The organism is Streptomyces sp. NPDC046909, assembly GCF_040644695.1.
Classification (GTDB): domain Bacteria; phylum Actinomycetota; class Actinomycetes; order Streptomycetales; family Streptomycetaceae; genus Streptomyces.
Map to the genome: position 1 here is coordinate 746123 of NZ_JBEYXC010000005.1, position 18180 is coordinate 764302.

Below are 18180 nucleotides of genomic sequence, written 5' to 3' on the forward strand. Positions count from 1 at the left end.
CTCACTCCTGATCACCGCCCTCGCTCTGCTGGTCCCGTTCCTGGCGGGCGCGTTCTTCGTTGCGCTGCATGATCCGCCGGATCATGTCCCGGCCCTCGGCGCGTGCGGTGCTGCTGGTGTTCTCGGGCTGTACCGATCCCCGGCCGGACCGGGACGGCGGCGATGGTGCTGACGGTGAGGCAGGGGGAGTCGAAGAACCTGGAGAGGGCGGCCAGTTGGCGTGGGCGGGGCCCCTTCGGGTGGGACGGGTCGGCGGGCTTGGGGGGTGTGGTGTGCTGGTGCCGGGTCCGTTGGGAGGAGGGCTGGCCGGCGGCGGGGGCGGCGTGTTCGTGTTCGAGGGTGTGCTGGTGGTGGGGCGTGTGCTGGTCGGGGGCCAGTTGCTGCGCTGAGGGCTGGAGGGGCTGAGGGGGCGGGGTCCGGGTGTGGTCGGCCCGCTGGGGGAGGGGGGAGTGCTGTTGCCGGTGGTGCCCGGCGCCGGGGGTGGGCCGGGGCGCGGCGGAGGCTGGTGGGGGCCGGGGCCGGGGGAGCGGGGCGTGCGGCGCCAGGCGGCGCGGTCCTCACGGCCGGTGTTGCCCCAGACCTGTATTTGCTGGCGGGCGTCGTGGGAGTAGTCGGAGCCCTTGGCGCGGGCGCGGCGGCTGTTGGCGGGCAGCCCGAGGGTTGCTCCGTATACGATCCGGCCGCCGCGGTGCAGGATGCGGTAGCCGCGGTAGCGGACCAGCCGGTTGTGGGCGCGGGTGGACAGCAGGGTGCGGTCGGTGTCCTGGTCGTGCAGGACCTCGCCGGTGCGGCGGTCGACGATCTGCCCGTCCTCGTTGCGGTAGCGGTCGGGCGGCCCGCCGGGCCGGCGGGGCCCCCCACTCCCGGGGCCCCCGCCGCCGCTGCTCGGCGGCCCGCCGTGCGGTTCGCCGTCGGCGGTGGGCTTTTGCCACTTGGCCAGCTTTTCCCGGTCCGGACGGCGTCCGATCAGCAGCCAGTGCGCGCCCTTCGCGCCCAGCCGGGCACCCATCCAGCCGAGGCGGGCGCCGAGCCCGCCCACGGCAGCCGCGGCGGTGAGCGGGGCCAGGCCGCGTCCGGCCTCGGCGGTGGCGTCGGCGAGGATCCGTCCGGTGTCCACCGGCATGCCCGCGCCGTCGGCCAGCGAGGTGAGCGCACCCATCAGGCGCTGGCGGGTGCCGAGCATCCCGAACCGGCCGCCGCCGGTGAAGGCGCGCAGCCCGCCGCCGTAACCGCCGAGTGCGGCGGGGGAGTTCATGGCGAGGGCGGCGCCGAGTTCGGAGGTATCTCCCGGCATGTGGGTGCCGCCGACCTTGGCGTAGCGCATCCGCATCGCCATCCGCCGCCCGAACGAGGAGATCCCGGTCAGCAGCCGGCGGTGGAAGGCGGCCCCGGCGATGGCCAGCACGTCGATGAGCAGGATCCGCTCGACCATCAGGTCGGGCCCGTCGGTGACGGTGGCGTCCATGGCGATCCCGAAGAACGGCACGAACGCGCAGATGCCGACCATCGCGAGGATCGCGATGCCCCAGATCGACAGCCACTTCCACACCGACTGCCGGGCCGGGCCGGGCAGCATCCCGGCGATGAACGTGATGGCGCCGGCGGCCGCGGCGCCCGCGCAGATGCCCTGGGTACCGAGCAGCACAATCGCGCTGGACAGCAGCATGCCGCAGATGAAGAACGCGGCGATGAGCAGCAGGAAGGCGCCGCCCACCCGCCACCAGGTGGGCTTTTCCGCATAGTCGGCACACGCCTTGCCGACGTCTCCGGCGTTCTTGAGGTCTTCGAGGAAGGCGGCGAACTGCCGGCCTTCGTCGCTGAAGGCGGCACTGTCGATGTCCGCCAGGGACTGGCCCGGCGCGAGCCCGACGTCGTCCGCGCCCTTGGCAAGGTCTTGTGCGGCGCCGCCTGCGGTGTCGCGTTCGCAGTACTGCTTGGCCGGACCGTAGATCTTGCTGCAGTAGTCCTTGCGTTCCTCGCTGACCGGACCACTGCCCGTCTTGTAGCCGCCGGTGATCCATTTCAGGTGGACGGCGTAGGCCTTGCGGTCGGACGTCTTCGCGGGGTCGAGGATGCGTCCGTACTGCAGCAGCATGTACGGCTTGACGATCAGCGCGTTGCTGATCGAGTCCTGCAGGGGCCGGGCCACGTCGGCGGCGGCGACCGGCGCTTCGGCCTCCTGGGCAAGGCACTTGGCCTCCTGCTGGCCGGCCATCCGGTCGCACGGGCCGAGGCTGGCGAGTTTGCCGCCCCAGTCGTAGGAGCTGACGCTCTCCTGGGCGACCTCCGCGGCCACCTGCTGGGTCTGCCCCAGCGGGCCGTCCTGGGTGAGGAGGTAGTCGGGGCGGACGAACGCGGAGGCGGCGAACGCGCCGATCGTCAGGGTGAGGAAGATTTCGCCCAGGCCGCGGCCGACCCGCCCGCGCACGATCATGAAGGCGGCGAACACGAACGCCCAGGCCAGCAACAGCCCCTTCAGACCGAGGGTGTCGACGACGACCGTGTTGTAGGCATCAGCGGTCCGCTGCGCCGGTGTGATGAGGAGCTTGAGCAGCGGGAACCGGAAAGCGAGCTCGATGGCCCATCCGGCCAGGCCGACCAGGACCCGGATGACGGTGAACAGCCCGGACAGGGCGAAGGCGAGGGACTGCGACTGGAAGCTGAAGATGGACCCGCCCTGGGCGTTCAGTTCGTAGCCGTCGATCGGCACGCCCTCACTTGAGGTGATGTTCAGCGGGGACAGGAGGTCTCCGGTCTCGCTGCTGCTGCTCGCCGCGTACACGACCTGGGTGTTGACCACGATGAACACACCGGCGAGCAGCACCACGAAACCTGCCGAGCGGAGCGTGCCACGCTCTGGTCGGAACATTCAGGCCCGCTCTCGGGCCGTGGCACTCCGACGCCAGATCACCAGTGCGGCCAGGCCCGCTCCAACCGGCGCCAGCGGCCACACCGCATCGGCAAGACCCTGCCCGCGGGCGGCGACTGGGGGAGAGATGGAGGCGGAGGTGGTGGTGGCGCGCTCGCAGTACTCCTTAGCCGGTCCCGCGATCAGGTCGCACGAGTCCTGGCGCACGGAGGACGGGGACGACGGAGAGGCTGTGGAGGCTTCGGCGGCGAACGCGGCGCCGGTGCGCGGCCACCACGCCTCCGGCAGGCTCGCCCCGACCGCCAGGGCCAGGACGGCGGCCGCGACGGCGATCACGCTGAGCACGCTCGTTACTGCGGCCAGTCGCCGGACGAGGGCGGGGGCGAAGGATGAGGACGAAGTGGTGGTGGCCATCAGATGCGCTCCTTCGGACGGGCACCGGCGGCCTCACCGGCGGACTGTTCGGTCGCGGTGGGAGGCTGCGTGTCTGTGCGGCGGCCTGGGGTGGTGGTGATGGAGGTGGCGATGCGTGCGATGCGGGGGATGACGGCCTTGACTCGGCCGGTGTTCTGGCGGGGGCCGGTGAGGAGGAACTCGCCTTCGCGGCCCTTGTGGCCGACCGGGGACAGGCCGGTGGTGACCAGCTGCAGCAGGGCGGGGTCGTCGGGGTCGAGGCCGATGAACTCCAGGCCGCGGCGGGCGCGTTCGCGGTCCGCGGTGCGGGCCAGGGCCCGGTAGGCCATCAGGCCGCGGTCCGGGCCGAGTTCGGCGGCGTCGTGCGAGCCGGCCAGCAGGCCGGCGCCGTGTTTGCGGCCGTCGTGGAGGATCTCGTGGACCAGGGCGGTGCCTTCGGCGGAGGAGGTGAGCCAGTACAGCTCGTCCAGGACCACGGAGGTGAACCGTGCGGGGTCCTCGAACGCGGTCTGCCGGGCGAGCGCCGCGATCAGATAGAGGACCGCCCGCCCGATCAGCGCCTCCAGGGGCTGCTGGTGCAGCACCTCCGGGTTGGCGAACGCCGCTTTCGGCGGCAACTTCAGCCCGGTGGTGGTGATGACGATCATGTCGTGGGCGCTGGAGGCGTCCAGCCGCACCGGCGGCAGTACCGGGTCGAACACCATCGCCGCCAGCGCGTTGGAGGCGACCACCCGGATGAGGCCGGCCAGGGTGGCGGCCGCGTCCTGCCGCCTGCCCGCCTCACCGGCGGCCATCTCCTCCAAGACCTCCAGCACCCGGTGCATCGACGGGGCGTCACTGGCCGCGGCCTGTTCGACGGCGTGATGCAAGACCTCGCCGTTGGTGCTCATCGGCCCGATGCCCAGTTGCAGGGTGAGGTAGGACAGGGCGTAGTGGCGTCCCTCGGGGCCGGGAAACATGCGCAGCGGGTCGATGGACACCTCGGCCCGCGCGGCGTCGATGATCTGCACACGCCCCCGGGCCGCGGTGCGGGCGAACGTCGCCCATTCACGGACGGGGGTGCGGTCGATGCAGATCGCGCAGCCGCCGCGCGCCCACACCGCCTCGCTGATCAGTTTCTGCAGGACGCTCTTGCCCGCGCCGAGGTCGCCGACGATGCCCATGGAGGCGGAGGCGTCCTGCTTCGGCGCATCCGCCACGTTGATCATGACGGGGCGGGTGGTGCCGCAGTCCAGGTCGATCCCGAGGAACATGCCGTTGGGATCGCCGACCTCGGTGGCGGTGAAGGCGCCGGACAGCGCCCAGTCCTCGCTGACCTGATGCTGGGTGAACTCCCGCACCACCCCGGGCCGCACGGTGCCGGGCAGGCCGAGGGTGAACAGGGCCTCCTGGAGTCCGGCCGGGCGCACCGCCCGGTAGTCCGCGCCGCTGAGGAGGGCGGCCAGCGCCCGGGCGCGGGAGTCGCAGACGGCGGCGGTCGGCCCCCACACCGTCAGCACGGTCACCGACTGCACCTCGACCTCCACGCTGGTGCGCGACAGCCGGGCGTCCAGCTCGCCGAGATCGCGGGCGGCGTCGGCCAGCGAGGCGGGCATGCCGGTGGGGCGGGCCTCGTACTGGTCGGCCTGGTCGACGAGTTCGTTCTTCTTGCGCTGCACCTGCGCGCGGGCCTTCTCCGCCGGTATCAGGGTGAGGTCGATGGTGTAGTCGACGGGAAAGTCCAGGCTCTCCAGCTGCGCGAACAGGTCTGCGGCGTCCTGGCTGACCGTGGGCGGGCACTCGGCCAGCGCCAACTGGGCCTGGTAGCCGGTTCCGGCGTCGGTTTCGACCTGCAGCCAGCGCCGCCTCAGCGGCGAGCCGCTGTTCAGCCGCCACCAGGCCGTGCGCCCCGACCGCGTGATCCGGCCCGTGTGCTTGAGCTCGGCGGCGTCGTCGAGTTGCGGGTCGATGCCGCCCTCCTGCAGGCGCACCTGCCCGAGGTCGGCATAGCTCGGGGAGCGCAGCACCCCGCCGCGCAGCCGCCCGCCGTACAGGTCACTTGCCTCGGCCTCGGCGAGGAGGGGTTCGGCGAGGCCGCGGTGCAGGGCGTGCTGGATCATCCACACCACTTCCGCCGGGCGGGCTGGCCGGAACGCGATCCCGCCGGCGAGCGCGGCCTCCACCCGGCCGGCCTGCTCCCGGTACGCGCTCACCTCGCGGCGGGCCACCGGGGCGGGGCGCAGGCCCAGCAGCGGGGCCACCTCTGCCCAGGCCGCGCCGAGCGAGGCGGTCACCTGCAGACCGGCGGCCTCGGCCTGCAGCGGAACGGCCAGCCACAGAGTGCGGCGGTGCATCTCCTGCTCGTCCAGCAGGTCCAGGGTGGCCTCGACGTTCTCCACCCACGGGTGCACCGCATCCGGCACAGCGTCGGCGGGCTCGATGCCCTCGATCATCTTCAGGGCGATCTCGCCCGGATCGACCTGCGCGGCCAGTCCGAACAAGCGCGGAGCCCCAGTCAGGGACCGCACCATATGGGTGATCCTGGCGAGCTGCTCGTCACGGACCGCGGCAGGCACATACGTGCCCTGCGCGCTCTCCTCGACCTGACCGTCCGCGTCCGGCCCGGGGTGCAGGCGGTAGACCGCCCAGACGCTGCCGTGCGTCGACCAGACCAGGTGCCCGGCGATGTGACGGATCGGAACCCTCACCGCACACCCCCGCCCTCGGCGAGCGCGAGCAGTTGCTGAACACCCGACGCTGGACCCGTCGCCGCGGCCGCAGCCGCAGCCACGGCAGTAACTGGCTGCGTCCGGCGGGACGTTGACGAGCGAGTGCTGTGCGGACTCGGCTGCGCCATCCGCGTGGTGCTTCGCTTCTTCCGGTGAGACGGTGCGATGGACACAGCGGGGCTGGGGGTGTCCTCGATGGTGAAGCCGCCGAGCAGCGGGCGGGGAGCACGGTCTCGGGCGGCCCGCCCGCCGATCCGCCCACCCTGCGGCTGCCACCCCAGCAGCACCCACCCCAGCGCCGCCTGCACGGGGGCGCGGCCCCGGAACTTCGGGCGGCGGACCGCCCAGATTGCCAGCAGCCAGCCGGCGATCGGCACCGGTCCCAGCACCGACCACCAGCTCATGGTCTTCACCAGAACGAACCCGCCGATTACACCGACCGCGATCTGCGCCGGCGTATACGGCCCCAGCGGGATCTTCCAGTCCGCGACCTTCCCCAGCACCCAGGGATGACGGCGTGCGGCGGTGTAGAAACGCCCCACCCGCCCCGCCGCCGCGGCGCTCACCGCAGGTCCCCGACGCCGGTGGTGTGTTCTCCTGCGACGGGATCAGAAGTGTGGACGAGGCTGGGGGTGGCGGGTGCGCCCTGGGCGGGGTTGTTGACCTCGTCGGTGAACATGTCGGCGAGGTCTTCGCGGGAGTGGTACAACCCCAGGGCGATGATCATCAGGAGCAGTGCGCCGATTCCGGCTTTGATGCTGAACCTCTGGATCATGATGACGACGACCACCACGAGCAGGCCGGCCTGCAGGCCCTTGGTCGCCCATTGACCGAACATGTCGATCCACGAGTCGCCGAGATCGTCCAGCTTCCCGGCGAGCACCAGGTGGTTGACGGTGTTCACCGGGCACCCCCGCCCTGAGCGGTGCCGGACTCGAGCGCTGAGATGTCCCAGCGGCCGGAACGGGCGGTGAGCGTGAGTTCGTACGCCAGCGGCCACCGCCCCTCGGCGTCTTGCGCCTCTACGTGGGCGAGGACGCGGACCTTCGTGCCGTCGGCCGGTACCTGCTCGGCGGCCGCCGCCTCTTCGACGGCCGACACCTGCCGCACCGTGACGGCGGTGTAGGGGGCGGGGGAGACGGCCCGCATCGTCACGCCGGGTGCGAGGTAGCGGTCGACTTCGCCAGCAGCGGTGAGGTAGGCGGCGAGGAACTCCCCGACGGCGGACGACAGATCCCCCTCGGGGACACTCACCCCATACACCGGCTTCGGCACCTCGACGCGGGCCGGTGCGGCCACCACACCCGGCGCGCCGGTCACCGTGAACGAGGCACCCGCACGATCCGTGGCCACCGGCACCGCGTAGTAGCGCACCCGGCCATCGTTGTACTGCGCAGCCACCGTCACCGACCACGCACCACCGTCGCGCTGCACACTGCGCACCGCCGTCACCGACACCGGCCCCGGCGCGGGTTGCGCATCCGCTGCGGGGTCGGGCAGCTCGACGTCCGGCGCCATCGACTGCGCAAGCCGTGCTTGCGCAGTCGAGGCGTCATCGGTGCTGCTGCGCAGCCACGTGCTGAGGAACAGCTGCGCATAGCCGGCCGGGTCGGCGGCCCCCGCCGTGCTGCGCACCGGAGGGGTGGGCGCGTCCTGGGCGGCCGCCTCGACCGTGGCCGGGGTGGAGGCGAGGGCGACGCCCAGGGCGATCGGGCCGGCCGCGATGAAGGCCCAGACCGTCACCCGCGACAGCCGGACGCGGCGGCGCATCGTCTGCAGCGCGACGCCTGCCGCCATCGGAGCAGCGGCTGCTTCCTCTGTGGCCTGCTTGCCACGAGACATGGTCAGACTCCCAGGTCAGTACGGATGTTGCTGACCTGGAGCAAAGTCGCCGACCCCGACCGGACCACCGACCAGGACAGCCCGACCACGATCACGAAGCGGACACAAAACTGTGGTCGGGTCTGTGGTCCGGTCCCACCACAGACCCGACCACGACATTTCGCACCCCACCGGGTCCGGCTCCACCGCAGCGGTTCCCACGAGTTCGGGGACGCCACCGACGCCTCGTGCGCAACCGGGACGAGGCCGCCGGTGCGGGAGCCTTCTGGGCTTGCGTACCGGGAGACTGCGCAGGAGCAGGCCGATGCGCACCCAGGTCCCGACGACCCCGGGGCGGGGGTGCGCACTCACCCGCGCACGACGATTGCGCAGGATCCGCGCCCCGGTGCGCAGCCGTCTGCGCAACGGCCCGCGCACGGTTGCGCAGCAGGCCGATGCGCAGCCCCCGAGGGGCCCGGGCCGGCCGCGCACTCACCCGCGCACGACAATTGCGCAGGATCCGCGCCCCGGTGCGCAGCCTGATCAGGCTGTCGCTCAAGGCCGAGTGGGGCGGCCTCAATCCGCTCCGCTTACGAGGAAGGCGTCACGGAACGTTCCGGAACACGCTCGGCCGAGCGCAGTGAGGCTGGCCCTCTTCGCGAACTCCCTACACTCCGTGCCTGCCTCGCGTAGGCAGACGCAGCGGTGCTCCACCGGATCGGGGGGTCCCATACCTGGTCGGGGGCGTGGTCGGGCCTGACCACGCCCCCGGCCAGGGCGGCCCGGTGCGCTTGTTGCCGGATTGTGATCGGTGGTCGGGGGTCATGGCTGGCGTCCTGGTCGGCGCCGGCGGGTGAGCTGACGGCATGGATCTCCCGCACCCCGTCTCGTCCGCAGGCACGCGCGGTCTCGCCCACGCGAGCGGTGCGGCACGCCCCGGCGGCCGCGCACACAGCGCACCTGCGGATGTGCGATGACCGGAGCGCACATCCGGCGCGGTGTGATGGCCGGTGACCGGTTCACGCAGATCGCCAACGGCTTGTTCCGTGACAGCCGGCTGTCCTACCGGGCGAAAGGCATCTTCGGATCTATCAGCACCCACCGGGACGGCTGGCAGGTGACCGTCGCCGGCCTGGTCGGCTCCGGTCCTGACGGCCGGGATGCGGTGCGCGGCGGGCTGAAGGAACTGGAGGCTCACGGCTATCTGATCCGTGAACGCCTGCGCCGTGCGAACGGCACGCTCGGCGAGATCGTCTATGCGATCACCGACCGCCCCGCCTTCGTCGACGCCCTCCTGGCGGACGCGGCCGCAGGCGTCCACGCACCGACGGTTTCGGCCGAGGGCTGGGGCGATGACGGTGTGGGGATCCGCCGCGGCGTGATGGCCGGTGACCAGTTCACCCAGATCGCCAACGCGTTGTTCCGCGACAGCCGTATCTCCTTCAAGGCGAAAGGGCTGTTCGGACTGATCAGCACGCATCGCGAGGGCTGGCGCATGACGGTCGCGGACCTGGCCCGCCGCGGACGCGAAGGCGTGGACGCGGTGACGACCGGGCTGGCGGAGCTCGAGCACCGCGGTTTCCTGCGGCGGGAGCGCGCCCGCAACCCGGACGGCACCCTCAGCTCGGCCACATACTGCATCACCGACCTGCCGGCCGTGCAAAACCCCACGTCACGGCCAGAGTCGGGTTATCCAGGACTGGATAAGCCTACGTTGGTCAATCGCCCCACAAAGAACACCATCGTTAAGAAGACCAACGAGCAGAACACCAGCCCCGTCCCTCCGTGCGCCCGCGGCGAGCGAACGAGCGGTCCGGGGGCTGCGGTGCCGAAGGGGACGGGCACACCGTTGCCGCCGGATCCGGATCCCGGTACCCGGCTGCTGCTGTCGATCGGCTCGGCCCGCCCCGAACTGCTGCTGCAGGCAAAGGCCCTGTCCGACCAGGGCCGGGTCATGACCGCGATGCTGGAGGCGGGCTGGAGCCCGCAGCAGCTGCGCCACGTCGTCACCGGCCGCCCGCTGCCCAGCCGGATCCGCACCTCGGTCGACGCGATCGTCGCGGCCCGGCTGCGCTCCGCCCAGCTCTACCCGCCACCCGCCCCGGGCATCGCCGACGCCGACGCCGACGCCGACGCCGTCGGCCCGGGCGAGGCCTTTTGGCGGGAGCGGTCCAGGATGCCGGAGCGTGCCACGGCGTCCGCTGCCGACCGCACGGTCGATGAGGCGCTCACCTATCGGGCGCTTGTCGAGTGTTCGGGCTGTGGCAGGCCCGGCACCGCCCCCGGTGAGGACCTCTGCCCGGCGTGCCTGAACTGGCCGCTGTGCCGCACCTGCCCCGGTCCGACGCCCCGGCGCGCTCATCCCGACGGCGACGGCTGCTGCTCCACCTGCACCTCCGCCCTGACCGCGACCGACCTTGTGGAAGCGAGTTCGTCATGACCGATACGCCCCACACACCGCGTACGCCACCGCCAACGGCTCCCGGGCAGGCGCTGCGCCCCTTCGCCCGCGACCCGCGACGGTGGCAGAAGGAACAATTCCGTGTGCTGCGGATCGGCCACGTCTGCCCCGACGCCGGATGCGCCGGCAGGTGCGAGCCCGCGCTCGTCTACGAACGCACCGGGTGGGGCTGGCTGGCCTGGACCGTGCCCGACGACGGATCCCTGCCCGAACTCCCGCAGCAGATCGGCGTGATCACCCCCGGCGCGCCGCTACGGCAGCGGCTGGCCGTCCGCCGGCTGACCCGGCGCCCCGCCCACCGCATCGCCCTGACCGAGCAGAACCCCGCCTCCGTTCGGCCCAGCGCAGCCTGGGTGGCGGCCATCAGTCTTTTCGCCGCCGTGTTCGCCGTCAGCCGCGGTATCCCCGCCGGCCTGGTGCTGCCGCTGATGCTGCTCGCCCCGCTGCTCGCCGAGCACCTGCCCGACCGCCTCGACGACCGGGCCCGCACGCACGTCCGAAGCGTCGAAGGGGACGCCGCCTGCCGATACCTGAAGCGCCTCGCCGCCCTGCACACCTTCCTGGCCCAAACCGCCGCCGACAGCGACCGCTACGAGCTGCGCCGTTCGGCCGAGATCGGCCACCACCTGCTGTGGGACGCAGCCGGCCTGCTCCAGAGCCACGAAACCCGCACCGTCTCGGCCCGGCTCATCGACCAGGAGCGGCTGATGGTCCAACTCGCCGACCAAGTCACCCAGATCCTCGACCGCACCCGCGCCGAATCGGCGCCCAGCCAAACGGACCGGCCCCGCGGCGGCGACGGCCCGCTGGGCCCCCTCCCGCCCGGCTTCGAGCCAGCATCCCAGCCCACCCATGCATCCGCGCCCGGCACTTCACCAAAGAAGGGACCCCGGCCCATGCCCCACACCCCGACCGACAGACCAGCCCGAACCACGGACACCTACCTGCTCTTCGCGCACGAGCCGTACTACCCCGACACCGGCACCCAGGAAATCAACACCACCGTGGTGGCCGCCAACACCCTGCTCCACCCCCACCTGCGCCAGCCCGACGGCGCCCGCATCCACGACCTCCTCACCCGGGGCCGCACGCCGGGCGAGATCATCCCGCTCTCCACGCTCACCCACGAACTGGACGGCGGCGCCGGCTGGCCGCAGGTCGGCGACTGGGAGAGGGTCACCCACGACCTCGTGTACCTCGTCCGCACGGGGGAGTGCGACGCCCTCAGCCTCGGCCTGCCCGAGATCGCCCGCGCCCTCCTCTGCGCCGGCCCGAACAGCCGGGTGCGGGCGGTGGACGCGGCCGGCCAGGTCATCACCTACGGGCCGCAGGAACGCGCCGCCGTCCTGGCCGAGGCCGACCTGTTCCTCACCGGCCTCGTCACCGAGCAGAAGTTCTGGCCCGGCGACGACCTGCTCCCGCCCCTCCACCACCCCGCGTAACCCCGACTCTCCCGGCGCGGCGGCGGTCCGGCGATCCCGCGAGGCGCTGTCCAGGCCGGTCATAGCCGGGTTGCCGCCGCATCCCGCTATCGGCATCCTCACGGAGACGCCGTCCATGCTCCCCACCCCCGGACCCGAAGCCTCGATCACGGTCGGGCTCGGCGCCGTTCCCCTGTACAACGCCACACGGTTGCCAAGAGCGCGCGCGTCCTGCGGTACGTGGTCTTGCGTAAACGTCGCGGCTGCCTGCCGGGATTGGTCGCAGACGCTGCTTCTGACGGACTGTGATGGCGTGCATCTGCGGGTTGAGGCAGCATGCCGCCCATGGAGCAACCGCCCGAGTTCCTCCGCTGCGGCGACGTCGAGCTGCGTCGCTGGCGCGAGGACGACCTTGAGACCTTGTGCCAGGTGGCCAGTGAGTCACTCGATCACCTGCGACCGTGGATGCCGTGGGTGGAGGATCATGGCCGCGAGTTGTACGAGGAGTTTATGGCGCGCAGTGAGAGGGGGTGGAAGGCCTGCTCGGACTTCCGGTATGCGATCACTTCAGGGGGAGAGGTGATCGGCAGTTGCGGGCTCCGTCAAGTCGGTCCAGGCGCGTGGGACATCGGCTACTGGCTCCATCCTGCAGAGACGGGCAAAGGATTCGCGACTATGGCCGCTGCGGCACTGGTGGGCGCGGGGAAGAGGATCCCCGGTGTCCATCGGATCGAGATCCGTCACGATGAGGCCAATCCCGCCAGTGGCGCGGTCGCGCGTCGGCTCGGGTTTACCGAGGCGGAGCGGGTGAGGGAACCAGAGGGTCCGCAAGCCCCCGGCGAGGCGGGGGTCACGGTGGTTTGGCGCATTGACACCCAGGCAGAGACAGAACCCTGAAGACGGGGTCGGCGATGCTCTGAGCCCGTAAGAAGCCGTATCTCAACCAATCATGGAACGTGCGAGTCGAACAGGTCTCTCGCTGGGGTGATCTTCTGGCGGTCGGCGCATGAGGGCAGGGCCCCTTGGTAGCTCGGAGGTGCGAACCGAACCGAGCAGTACCAGGAGGCCCTGTTGTCGCAGTTGTACGCGCTCACGCCCGCTGTTCTCAACTCGGGCTCTCGATCGTGTGATTGCCTCGCGCACGTGTACGGGAACGCGTCCGATCATCCCGATCGGCTGCGGCGGTATCCGTCGGACATGACGGACGCCGAGTGGGCAGCCATCCGGCCGTTGCTGCCGGTGCCGGCCTGGCTGAAGGGGCGGGGCGGGCAGCCGGAAGGCTACTGCCACCGTCAGATGTTGGACGCGATCCGGTATCTGGTCGCGGGCGGGATCTCCTGCCGGGACGATCAGGCGGTCCAGGCGCGCGTGCTTCCCGCCGATGTGGGTGGCCTTGCGCCCTTGGTGTCTGGGTGAGTCGTGGGCACCGGGCGGCGGGGCGGCTGTCCGTGGCTGGTTGGGCGCGTCGTTGTGTGTGGTTGTGGGAGGCTCGGGTGCCAAGGTCTTGAGCCGCAGTGGCGGGCGGGCTTGGCCGCGGCCCGCTTCAAAGTGACTGGAGCAGCATGAACAGCGATCACCGCCGGTTTCGGTTGATGGTGACGGGAGGCGGGACGGGCGGTCACACGTATCCGGCGCTGACCGCGGTGCGCACGCTGCAGTCTCGTCTGGCCTCGCGTGGGGCCGGGCTGGATGTGGTGTGGGTGGGGGAGGCGGACAGTCTGGAGTCCAGGGTCGCGGTGGGGGAGGGGATCAGGTTCGAGTCGGTTGCGGTGGGCAAGATCCGCCGGTCGAAGAATCCCATCAAGCTGGTGTCCCCGGCGAACATCGCCGACATGAGCCGTGTTCCGCTCGGCGTGCTCCAGGCCAGGAAGGCGGTCACCGCGTTCGGTCCGGACGTGGTGCTGGCGACGGGCGGCTATGTGGCGGTCCCGGTCGGTGTGGCGGCCACGCGACTGTGCCGCGTTCCCCTGGTGGTGCATGAGCAGACGGTGCGGCTGGGGCTGGCGAATCGGACGCTGGCCGGCGCCGCGACCCGGATCGCGGTGTCCTCGCCGTCCACGCTCCCGCTGCTGCCCGAGAGCGTGCGCGCTGCGGCGGTGGTCACCGGCAACCCGGTGCGGCCGGAGGTCTTCACCGGCCAGGCGCAGAAGGCCGTCCATGCGCTGGGTCTGCACGGCTTCGACGGGCGGCTGCCGACCGTGTATGTCACCGGCGGCGCGCAGGGCTCGCAGCAGGTCAACCATCTGGTGCGGGATGTGCTGCCGTGGCTGCTGGGGCACGCCAATGTGGTCCACCAGTGCGGTCCCGGCAACGTCGACGAACTGCGCCGTGAGACGGCGCAGTTGCCCGCGGCGAGTGCGGCGCGCTATCACCTGGCCGGCTACATGGGGGCCGAGCTGCCGAATGTGTTCGCGCTGGCCGATGTGGTGATCTCCCGCAGCGGTGCGGGGACGATCGCGGAGCTGACCGCGCTGGGCAAACCGGCCGTGTTCGTGCCCTTGGCCACCTCGGCGGGCAACGAGCAGGTCCACAACGCCCGGCACCTGGCGGATGCCGGGGCGGCTGTCGCGCTGACGGGCGAGGTGACGCCCGAGCAGCTGCGGGCTGCGGTGGCGCCGCTGCTGACGGATCCCGGGCAGCGCGCGGCGATGGCCGAGCGCGCGCGTGCGCACGGGCGGCCGGACGCCGCGGAGCGCCTGGTCGATGTGGTGCTGGCCGCGGCCGACAGGTAGCCGGGCCGCCACGCGCGATCACGGCAGGTGGCGGTGGGCGCCCTGCTCGATGAGGTCGGCGGCGTGCGCGAAGCCGTCCTTCGTGCCGCCGTACGGGTCCGGGACGTCCTGGTCGTCGAGGTAGAGGGCCATCTTGCCGAAGACGGTGGGATCGGCCTGACTGCGCAGTTCGTCGAGGACCTTGTGATCCATGGCGAGGACGACATCGGCCCACTCCATCAGCTCCGTCGTGACCTGCGTGGCGCGGTGGCCGGTGAGGTCGAAGCCGCGGGCGGCGGCGAGCTCGAGCATCTCCTCGTGGGCGGGCCGGCCCGCCCACTTGTCGCGCAGGCCTGCCGAGCAGGCGTCCACGGCCGGGCCTCCACCGTACTGGAGGACGATGGCGGCGTAGGGGGAGCGGCAGATGTTGCCGAGGCAGACGGTCAGGATGTTCTTCACGGGGTCTCCGTTTCGAGGGCATGGGTGAGGGCGGAGATGACGTAGTGGACGTCGTCTTGGTTCATGGCGGGGTGGAAGGGCAGGCTCATGAGCCGCCGTGCGGACGTCTCGGTGATCGGCAGCGGCCGGTGCCACCGATGGAAAGCCGGCTGGTCGTGGTTGGGCGGATAGTGCACGCCGACTCCCAGTCCGCTGCCGCGGAGCGCCTCGAACACGCGGTCGCGGTCGGCGAGGTGGATGACGCAGTTGAAGGGGACGGTGCGGTCGATGTCGACGTCGACCAGGCGGACGCCGTCGAGGGCGTGCAGACCGTCCGCGTAGGTGCGCCACAGCTCCTGCCGTTGGGCCGCGACCTCGTCAAAGTGCTGCAACTGCGCGAGGCCGATGGCGGCGTTCAGCGCGGACATGGTGGCCCGCAGCCCGAACCCCTTGACGGTGTAGGAGGTGGTGGCGGCGCGTCGTGTCTGGCTCTGCATGATTCCCAGGGCGCGCATGGTGCGCAGTTCCTGGGCTTCTGCCGGAGTGCGGGGGATGATGCCGCCGCCCGTACCGCAGGTCAGGTTCTTGATGGGGCCGAAGGAGAAGCAGGTCAGGATGTCCGGCCGTGCCCCGACGAAGGTGTCTTGGCAGTGGGAGCCGAAGGCATGGGCGGCGTCCTCGACGATCGTGATGCGCCGCCGCGTGAGCTCGGCGTGAAGACTGGAGAGATCAACCGCGCGGCCCCCGTAGAGGACGGGAACGACGGCGCGGGTGTTGGGGGTGAACGCGTCGCGGACACTGGCGGCGTCGGTGCACAGGGTGTCCGGATTGATCTCGACGAACCGGGGGTGTGCGCCGGTGGCGACGATCGCGTGGATGGTCGCGCAGAACGTCTGCGAGGGAACGATCACCTCGTGGCCGGGGCCAACCCCTGCGGCCGTGAGGGCCAGGTGCAGCGCGGCAGTTCCGGAGGCAACCGCGACCATGTCGGGAACGCCGAGGTAGGCGGCGACAGCCTGCTCGAACTGCTCGACGATAGCGCTGTGCCCGTACTGGCCCCCCTGGAGAGCGTCGGTCAGTGCCTCGGTCTCTGGCCCGTGCAGGTACGGACGGGCGTTCATACTCACCTGGAGCGGCACGGAACCCATCAGGATGCTCCTCCAGCGGATTCGTCGAGGCCGCTGAGGGCTGGTGGCGGCCAGACGCCGGTAGCCACGGTCTCGAAGCACTTGGTGAGGTACACATCCGGCTTGTAGGCGAGCCTGGAGTGGTCGACCGGGAGCTCGACGAGCCCCTTGAGGGTCTGCTCGACGAGGTCGGCGCCCGCCGCGACGGCGAGGGGGAACCCGCCGGCGAAGCGGGCGTTCACCTCCGTCACCGTCACACCGCCGGACTCGCACAGGAAGCCCTGGACGCAGCACGGGCCGACCACGCCGACGGCGTCCAGGGCGCGCTTGACGAGTTCGGCAGCCTCGCCGTCGTGGAAGGTGCGCCCCACCACGGACAGCCCGGCCTTCACCAGGAGGCGGTGGCGAAGGATGACGGAGGCGCTGCCCGTACGGTCGACGAGGCAGTCGGCCGTGAACTCCTGCCCGAGAACGTGTTCTTGGACGATGGCGTCGGGGACGAGTTCACACAGCACGGCTGCTTGCGCGCCGGTGCGGCACACGTGAACGTTCTGGCTGCCGTGGCCGCGTCGCGGCTTGACGACAAACGGGCCGGGCACCGCGACAGCGTCGAGCTGGTGCGGCAGCCATGTGGCGGGGGTGGGGATGCCGCGCGCGGTGAGCACGGAGTGGAAGGCGGCCTTGTCCCCGGTCACGGTCACCGTGCCGGCATCGGGAAGCCATGTCCGCACTCCCAGGTCGGCCAGTACCTCGCGCTGCGCGATGAGCGCAGGCAGTTCCCACTCGATCGTCGATATCAGCGCCTCTGGCCGCAGCCGTCGGCATACGTCCAAGAGGCGTACCCCGAAGTGCGGGTCGTTGCTGGACGGCAGGAGGCAGGGCGTCACGCCGTCCAGCACCAGGCCACAGGCCAGCGGGTTGGCATCGGAGGCGATCACGTGGCAGCCGAGCCCCATCAGGTGACGGGCGAGGTCGAAACCCGGAGCCCCGCCAGTTCCGGTCACCACAATGCGCATGTTGGAGATCATGCTCACTTCTTCTCCACGGTGTCGGTGATGCTGAGCGCCGCCATCGGTGCGTCTGCGTCTCGCGATGCGGGCGCCCAGCGCTCAGGGTGGGCCCGGTACCACTCGACGGTCTGCGCAAGACCGTCCATCAGCGACCATGCGGGCTGGTAGCCGAGGTCGCCACGCGCTTTGGACCAGTCCATGGCGTAGCGAACGTCGTTGCTCTTGCGGTCCGGGACGTACGTCACCGCATTCCAGTCGGCTCCGCAGAGCCGGAGGAGATGACCGGTCAGTTCCCTGCTGGTCTGGTCGGTGCCGCCGCCGATGTTGTAGATCTCGCCGGGGATGCCCCGCCGCAGGACGAGTTCGATGCCTGCGCAGTTGTCCTGGACGTGGAGCCAGTTCCGCACGTGCTGGCCCTGACCGTGGAGGGTGACCGGCGCGCCCTTGAGCAGGTTCGTGATGAACAGCGGGATGATCTTCTCGGGGTGCTGCTGCGGCCCGTACTGGTTGGAGGAGCGGGTCACGCACACTGGGACGCCGTCGGTGAGGAAGGCGGAGAGGGCCAAGAGGTCGCTGGCGGCCTTCGACGCGGCGTAGGGCACCGTCGGGTTGAGCGCGCACTGTTCTGTGGCGCACCCCGTCGGCATCGGCCCGTACACCTCGTCGGTGGAAACGTGCACGAACTTGCTCACGCCGTGGCGACGGGCGGCATCAAGGAGCGTGTGCGTACCCAGGACATTGGTGGTCAGGAACGTGCCCGCCTCGAGGAACGAGCGATCGACGTGCGACTCGGCCGCGAAATGCACCACCGCGTCGTGTCGCTGCACCAGTTCGTCCACCAGGTGCTGGTCAAGGATATTGCCGCGTACGAAGCTGAGCTTGGGTGATGTGAGGACGGGTGCCAGGTTCTCCTTGTGCCCGGCGTAGGTAAGCGCATCGAGGACGGTCACCTCGGCGATGTCGCCGCACGCCAGCATCCGTGCGGCGAAGTGCGAGCCGATGAAACCGGCGCCGCCGGTAACCAGGATCTTTTCCATGGGCCTGACCAATCTCGGTCGAGTGATGGCCTGAGCAGGGAGGGCGGAGGGCTCCGGGAGGAAAGAAGCTTGCTCCGCACGGCGCGAGGTTCTGCGGGCAACGCCCGAGGAGGCCCTGAGGTCTTGCGGCGGACTCCCGCGCGAGCCTCGCCGGAGACGAGCC

The 18180-nt window shown here is 71.2% G+C and carries 14 protein-coding genes and 1 pseudogene; 5 read left to right on the forward strand and 10 right to left on the reverse strand.

Translation table 11 applies throughout. The annotated features are described in order from the left end of the window. Position 1: 1 nt before the first annotated feature. From ABZ928_RS20440 to ABZ928_RS20465, 6 genes are read right to left on the reverse strand one after another with little or no spacing between them, the layout of a single operon-like run. Entirely contained in the window at positions 2-2869 is a 2868-nt protein-coding gene (locus ABZ928_RS20440) for a hypothetical protein (RefSeq protein WP_361520524.1), read from the reverse strand. Then, positions 2870-3283: a hypothetical protein gene (locus tag ABZ928_RS20445; protein ID WP_361520527.1), complete on the reverse strand. Its 414-nt coding sequence runs from the start codon at positions 3281-3283 to the stop codon at positions 2870-2872. It lies immediately after the preceding gene. Beyond that, positions 3283-5970, reverse strand: a complete 2688-nt coding sequence (locus ABZ928_RS20450; RefSeq protein ID WP_361520529.1) for an ATP-binding protein — start codon at positions 5968-5970, stop codon at positions 3283-3285. The genes ABZ928_RS20445 and ABZ928_RS20450 overlap by 1 nt, the downstream gene beginning before the upstream one ends. Continuing rightward, on the reverse strand, positions 5967-6557 hold the full coding sequence (locus ABZ928_RS20455) for a hypothetical protein (protein WP_361520532.1): 591 nt from the start codon (positions 6555-6557) through the stop codon (positions 5967-5969). Before ABZ928_RS20455 ends, ABZ928_RS20450 begins: the two co-directional genes overlap by 4 nt. Further along, positions 6554-6895, reverse strand: coding sequence for a hypothetical protein (locus ABZ928_RS20460; protein ID WP_361520535.1), 342 nt, complete (start codon positions 6893-6895; stop codon positions 6554-6556). The genes ABZ928_RS20455 and ABZ928_RS20460 overlap by 4 nt, the downstream gene beginning before the upstream one ends. Further along, positions 6892-7833, reverse strand: coding sequence for a conjugal transfer protein (locus ABZ928_RS20465; RefSeq protein WP_361520538.1), 942 nt, complete (start codon positions 7831-7833; stop codon positions 6892-6894). Before ABZ928_RS20465 ends, ABZ928_RS20460 begins: the two co-directional genes overlap by 4 nt. Before the next feature lie 982 nt (positions 7834-8815). On the opposite strand from ABZ928_RS20465, the gene ABZ928_RS20470 reads away from it, so the two are divergent. The 5 genes and pseudogenes from ABZ928_RS20470 to ABZ928_RS20490 all read left to right on the forward strand — a co-directional run bounded on the left by ABZ928_RS20470 (position 8816) and on the right by ABZ928_RS20490 (position 14426). Beyond that, positions 8816-10252: a hypothetical protein gene (locus ABZ928_RS20470; RefSeq protein ID WP_361520540.1), complete on the forward strand. Its 1437-nt coding sequence runs from the start codon at positions 8816-8818 to the stop codon at positions 10250-10252. Next, positions 10249-11715, forward strand: a complete 1467-nt coding sequence (locus ABZ928_RS20475; protein WP_361520543.1) for a hypothetical protein — start codon at positions 10249-10251, stop codon at positions 11713-11715. Before ABZ928_RS20470 ends, ABZ928_RS20475 begins: the two co-directional genes overlap by 4 nt. A 324-nt stretch (positions 11716-12039) precedes the next feature. After that, entirely contained in the window at positions 12040-12591 is a 552-nt protein-coding gene (locus tag ABZ928_RS20480; protein WP_361520546.1) for a GNAT family N-acetyltransferase, read from the forward strand. A gap of 246 nt (positions 12592-12837) precedes the next feature. Further along, positions 12838-13032 (forward strand): annotated as a pseudogene (locus ABZ928_RS20485) (transposase); the annotation flags it as partial. Between the two features lie 224 nt (positions 13033-13256). Next, positions 13257-14426 carry a UDP-N-acetylglucosamine--N-acetylmuramyl-(pentapeptide) pyrophosphoryl-undecaprenol N-acetylglucosamine transferase gene (locus tag ABZ928_RS20490; protein WP_361520548.1) on the forward strand — a complete coding sequence of 390 codons (1170 nt, stop codon included), beginning with the start codon at positions 13257-13259 and terminating at the stop codon, positions 14424-14426. An 18-nt stretch (positions 14427-14444) separates the two neighbouring features. Here the strand turns inward: ABZ928_RS20490 and ABZ928_RS20495 are convergent, their stop codons facing one another. Genes ABZ928_RS20495 through rfbB form a run of 4 tightly spaced genes read right to left on the reverse strand, consistent with a single transcriptional unit; the run spans position 14445 to position 18017 of the window. After that, complete coding sequence (locus ABZ928_RS20495) at positions 14445-14864, reverse strand: low molecular weight protein-tyrosine-phosphatase (protein WP_361520551.1); 420 nt, start codon at positions 14862-14864, stop codon at positions 14445-14447. Then, entirely contained in the window at positions 14861-15991 is a 1131-nt protein-coding gene (locus ABZ928_RS20500) for a DegT/DnrJ/EryC1/StrS family aminotransferase (RefSeq protein ID WP_361520554.1), read from the reverse strand. The genes ABZ928_RS20495 and ABZ928_RS20500 overlap by 4 nt, the downstream gene beginning before the upstream one ends. After that, positions 15991-16998: an ATP-grasp domain-containing protein gene (locus ABZ928_RS20505; RefSeq protein ID WP_361520557.1), complete on the reverse strand. Its 1008-nt coding sequence runs from the start codon at positions 16996-16998 to the stop codon at positions 15991-15993. The genes ABZ928_RS20500 and ABZ928_RS20505 overlap by 1 nt, the downstream gene beginning before the upstream one ends. 2 nt (positions 16999-17000) lie before the next feature. Next, entirely contained in the window at positions 17001-18017 is a 1017-nt protein-coding gene (rfbB, locus tag ABZ928_RS20510) for a dTDP-glucose 4,6-dehydratase (RefSeq protein WP_361520559.1), read from the reverse strand. Positions 18018-18180 lie beyond the last annotated feature (163 nt).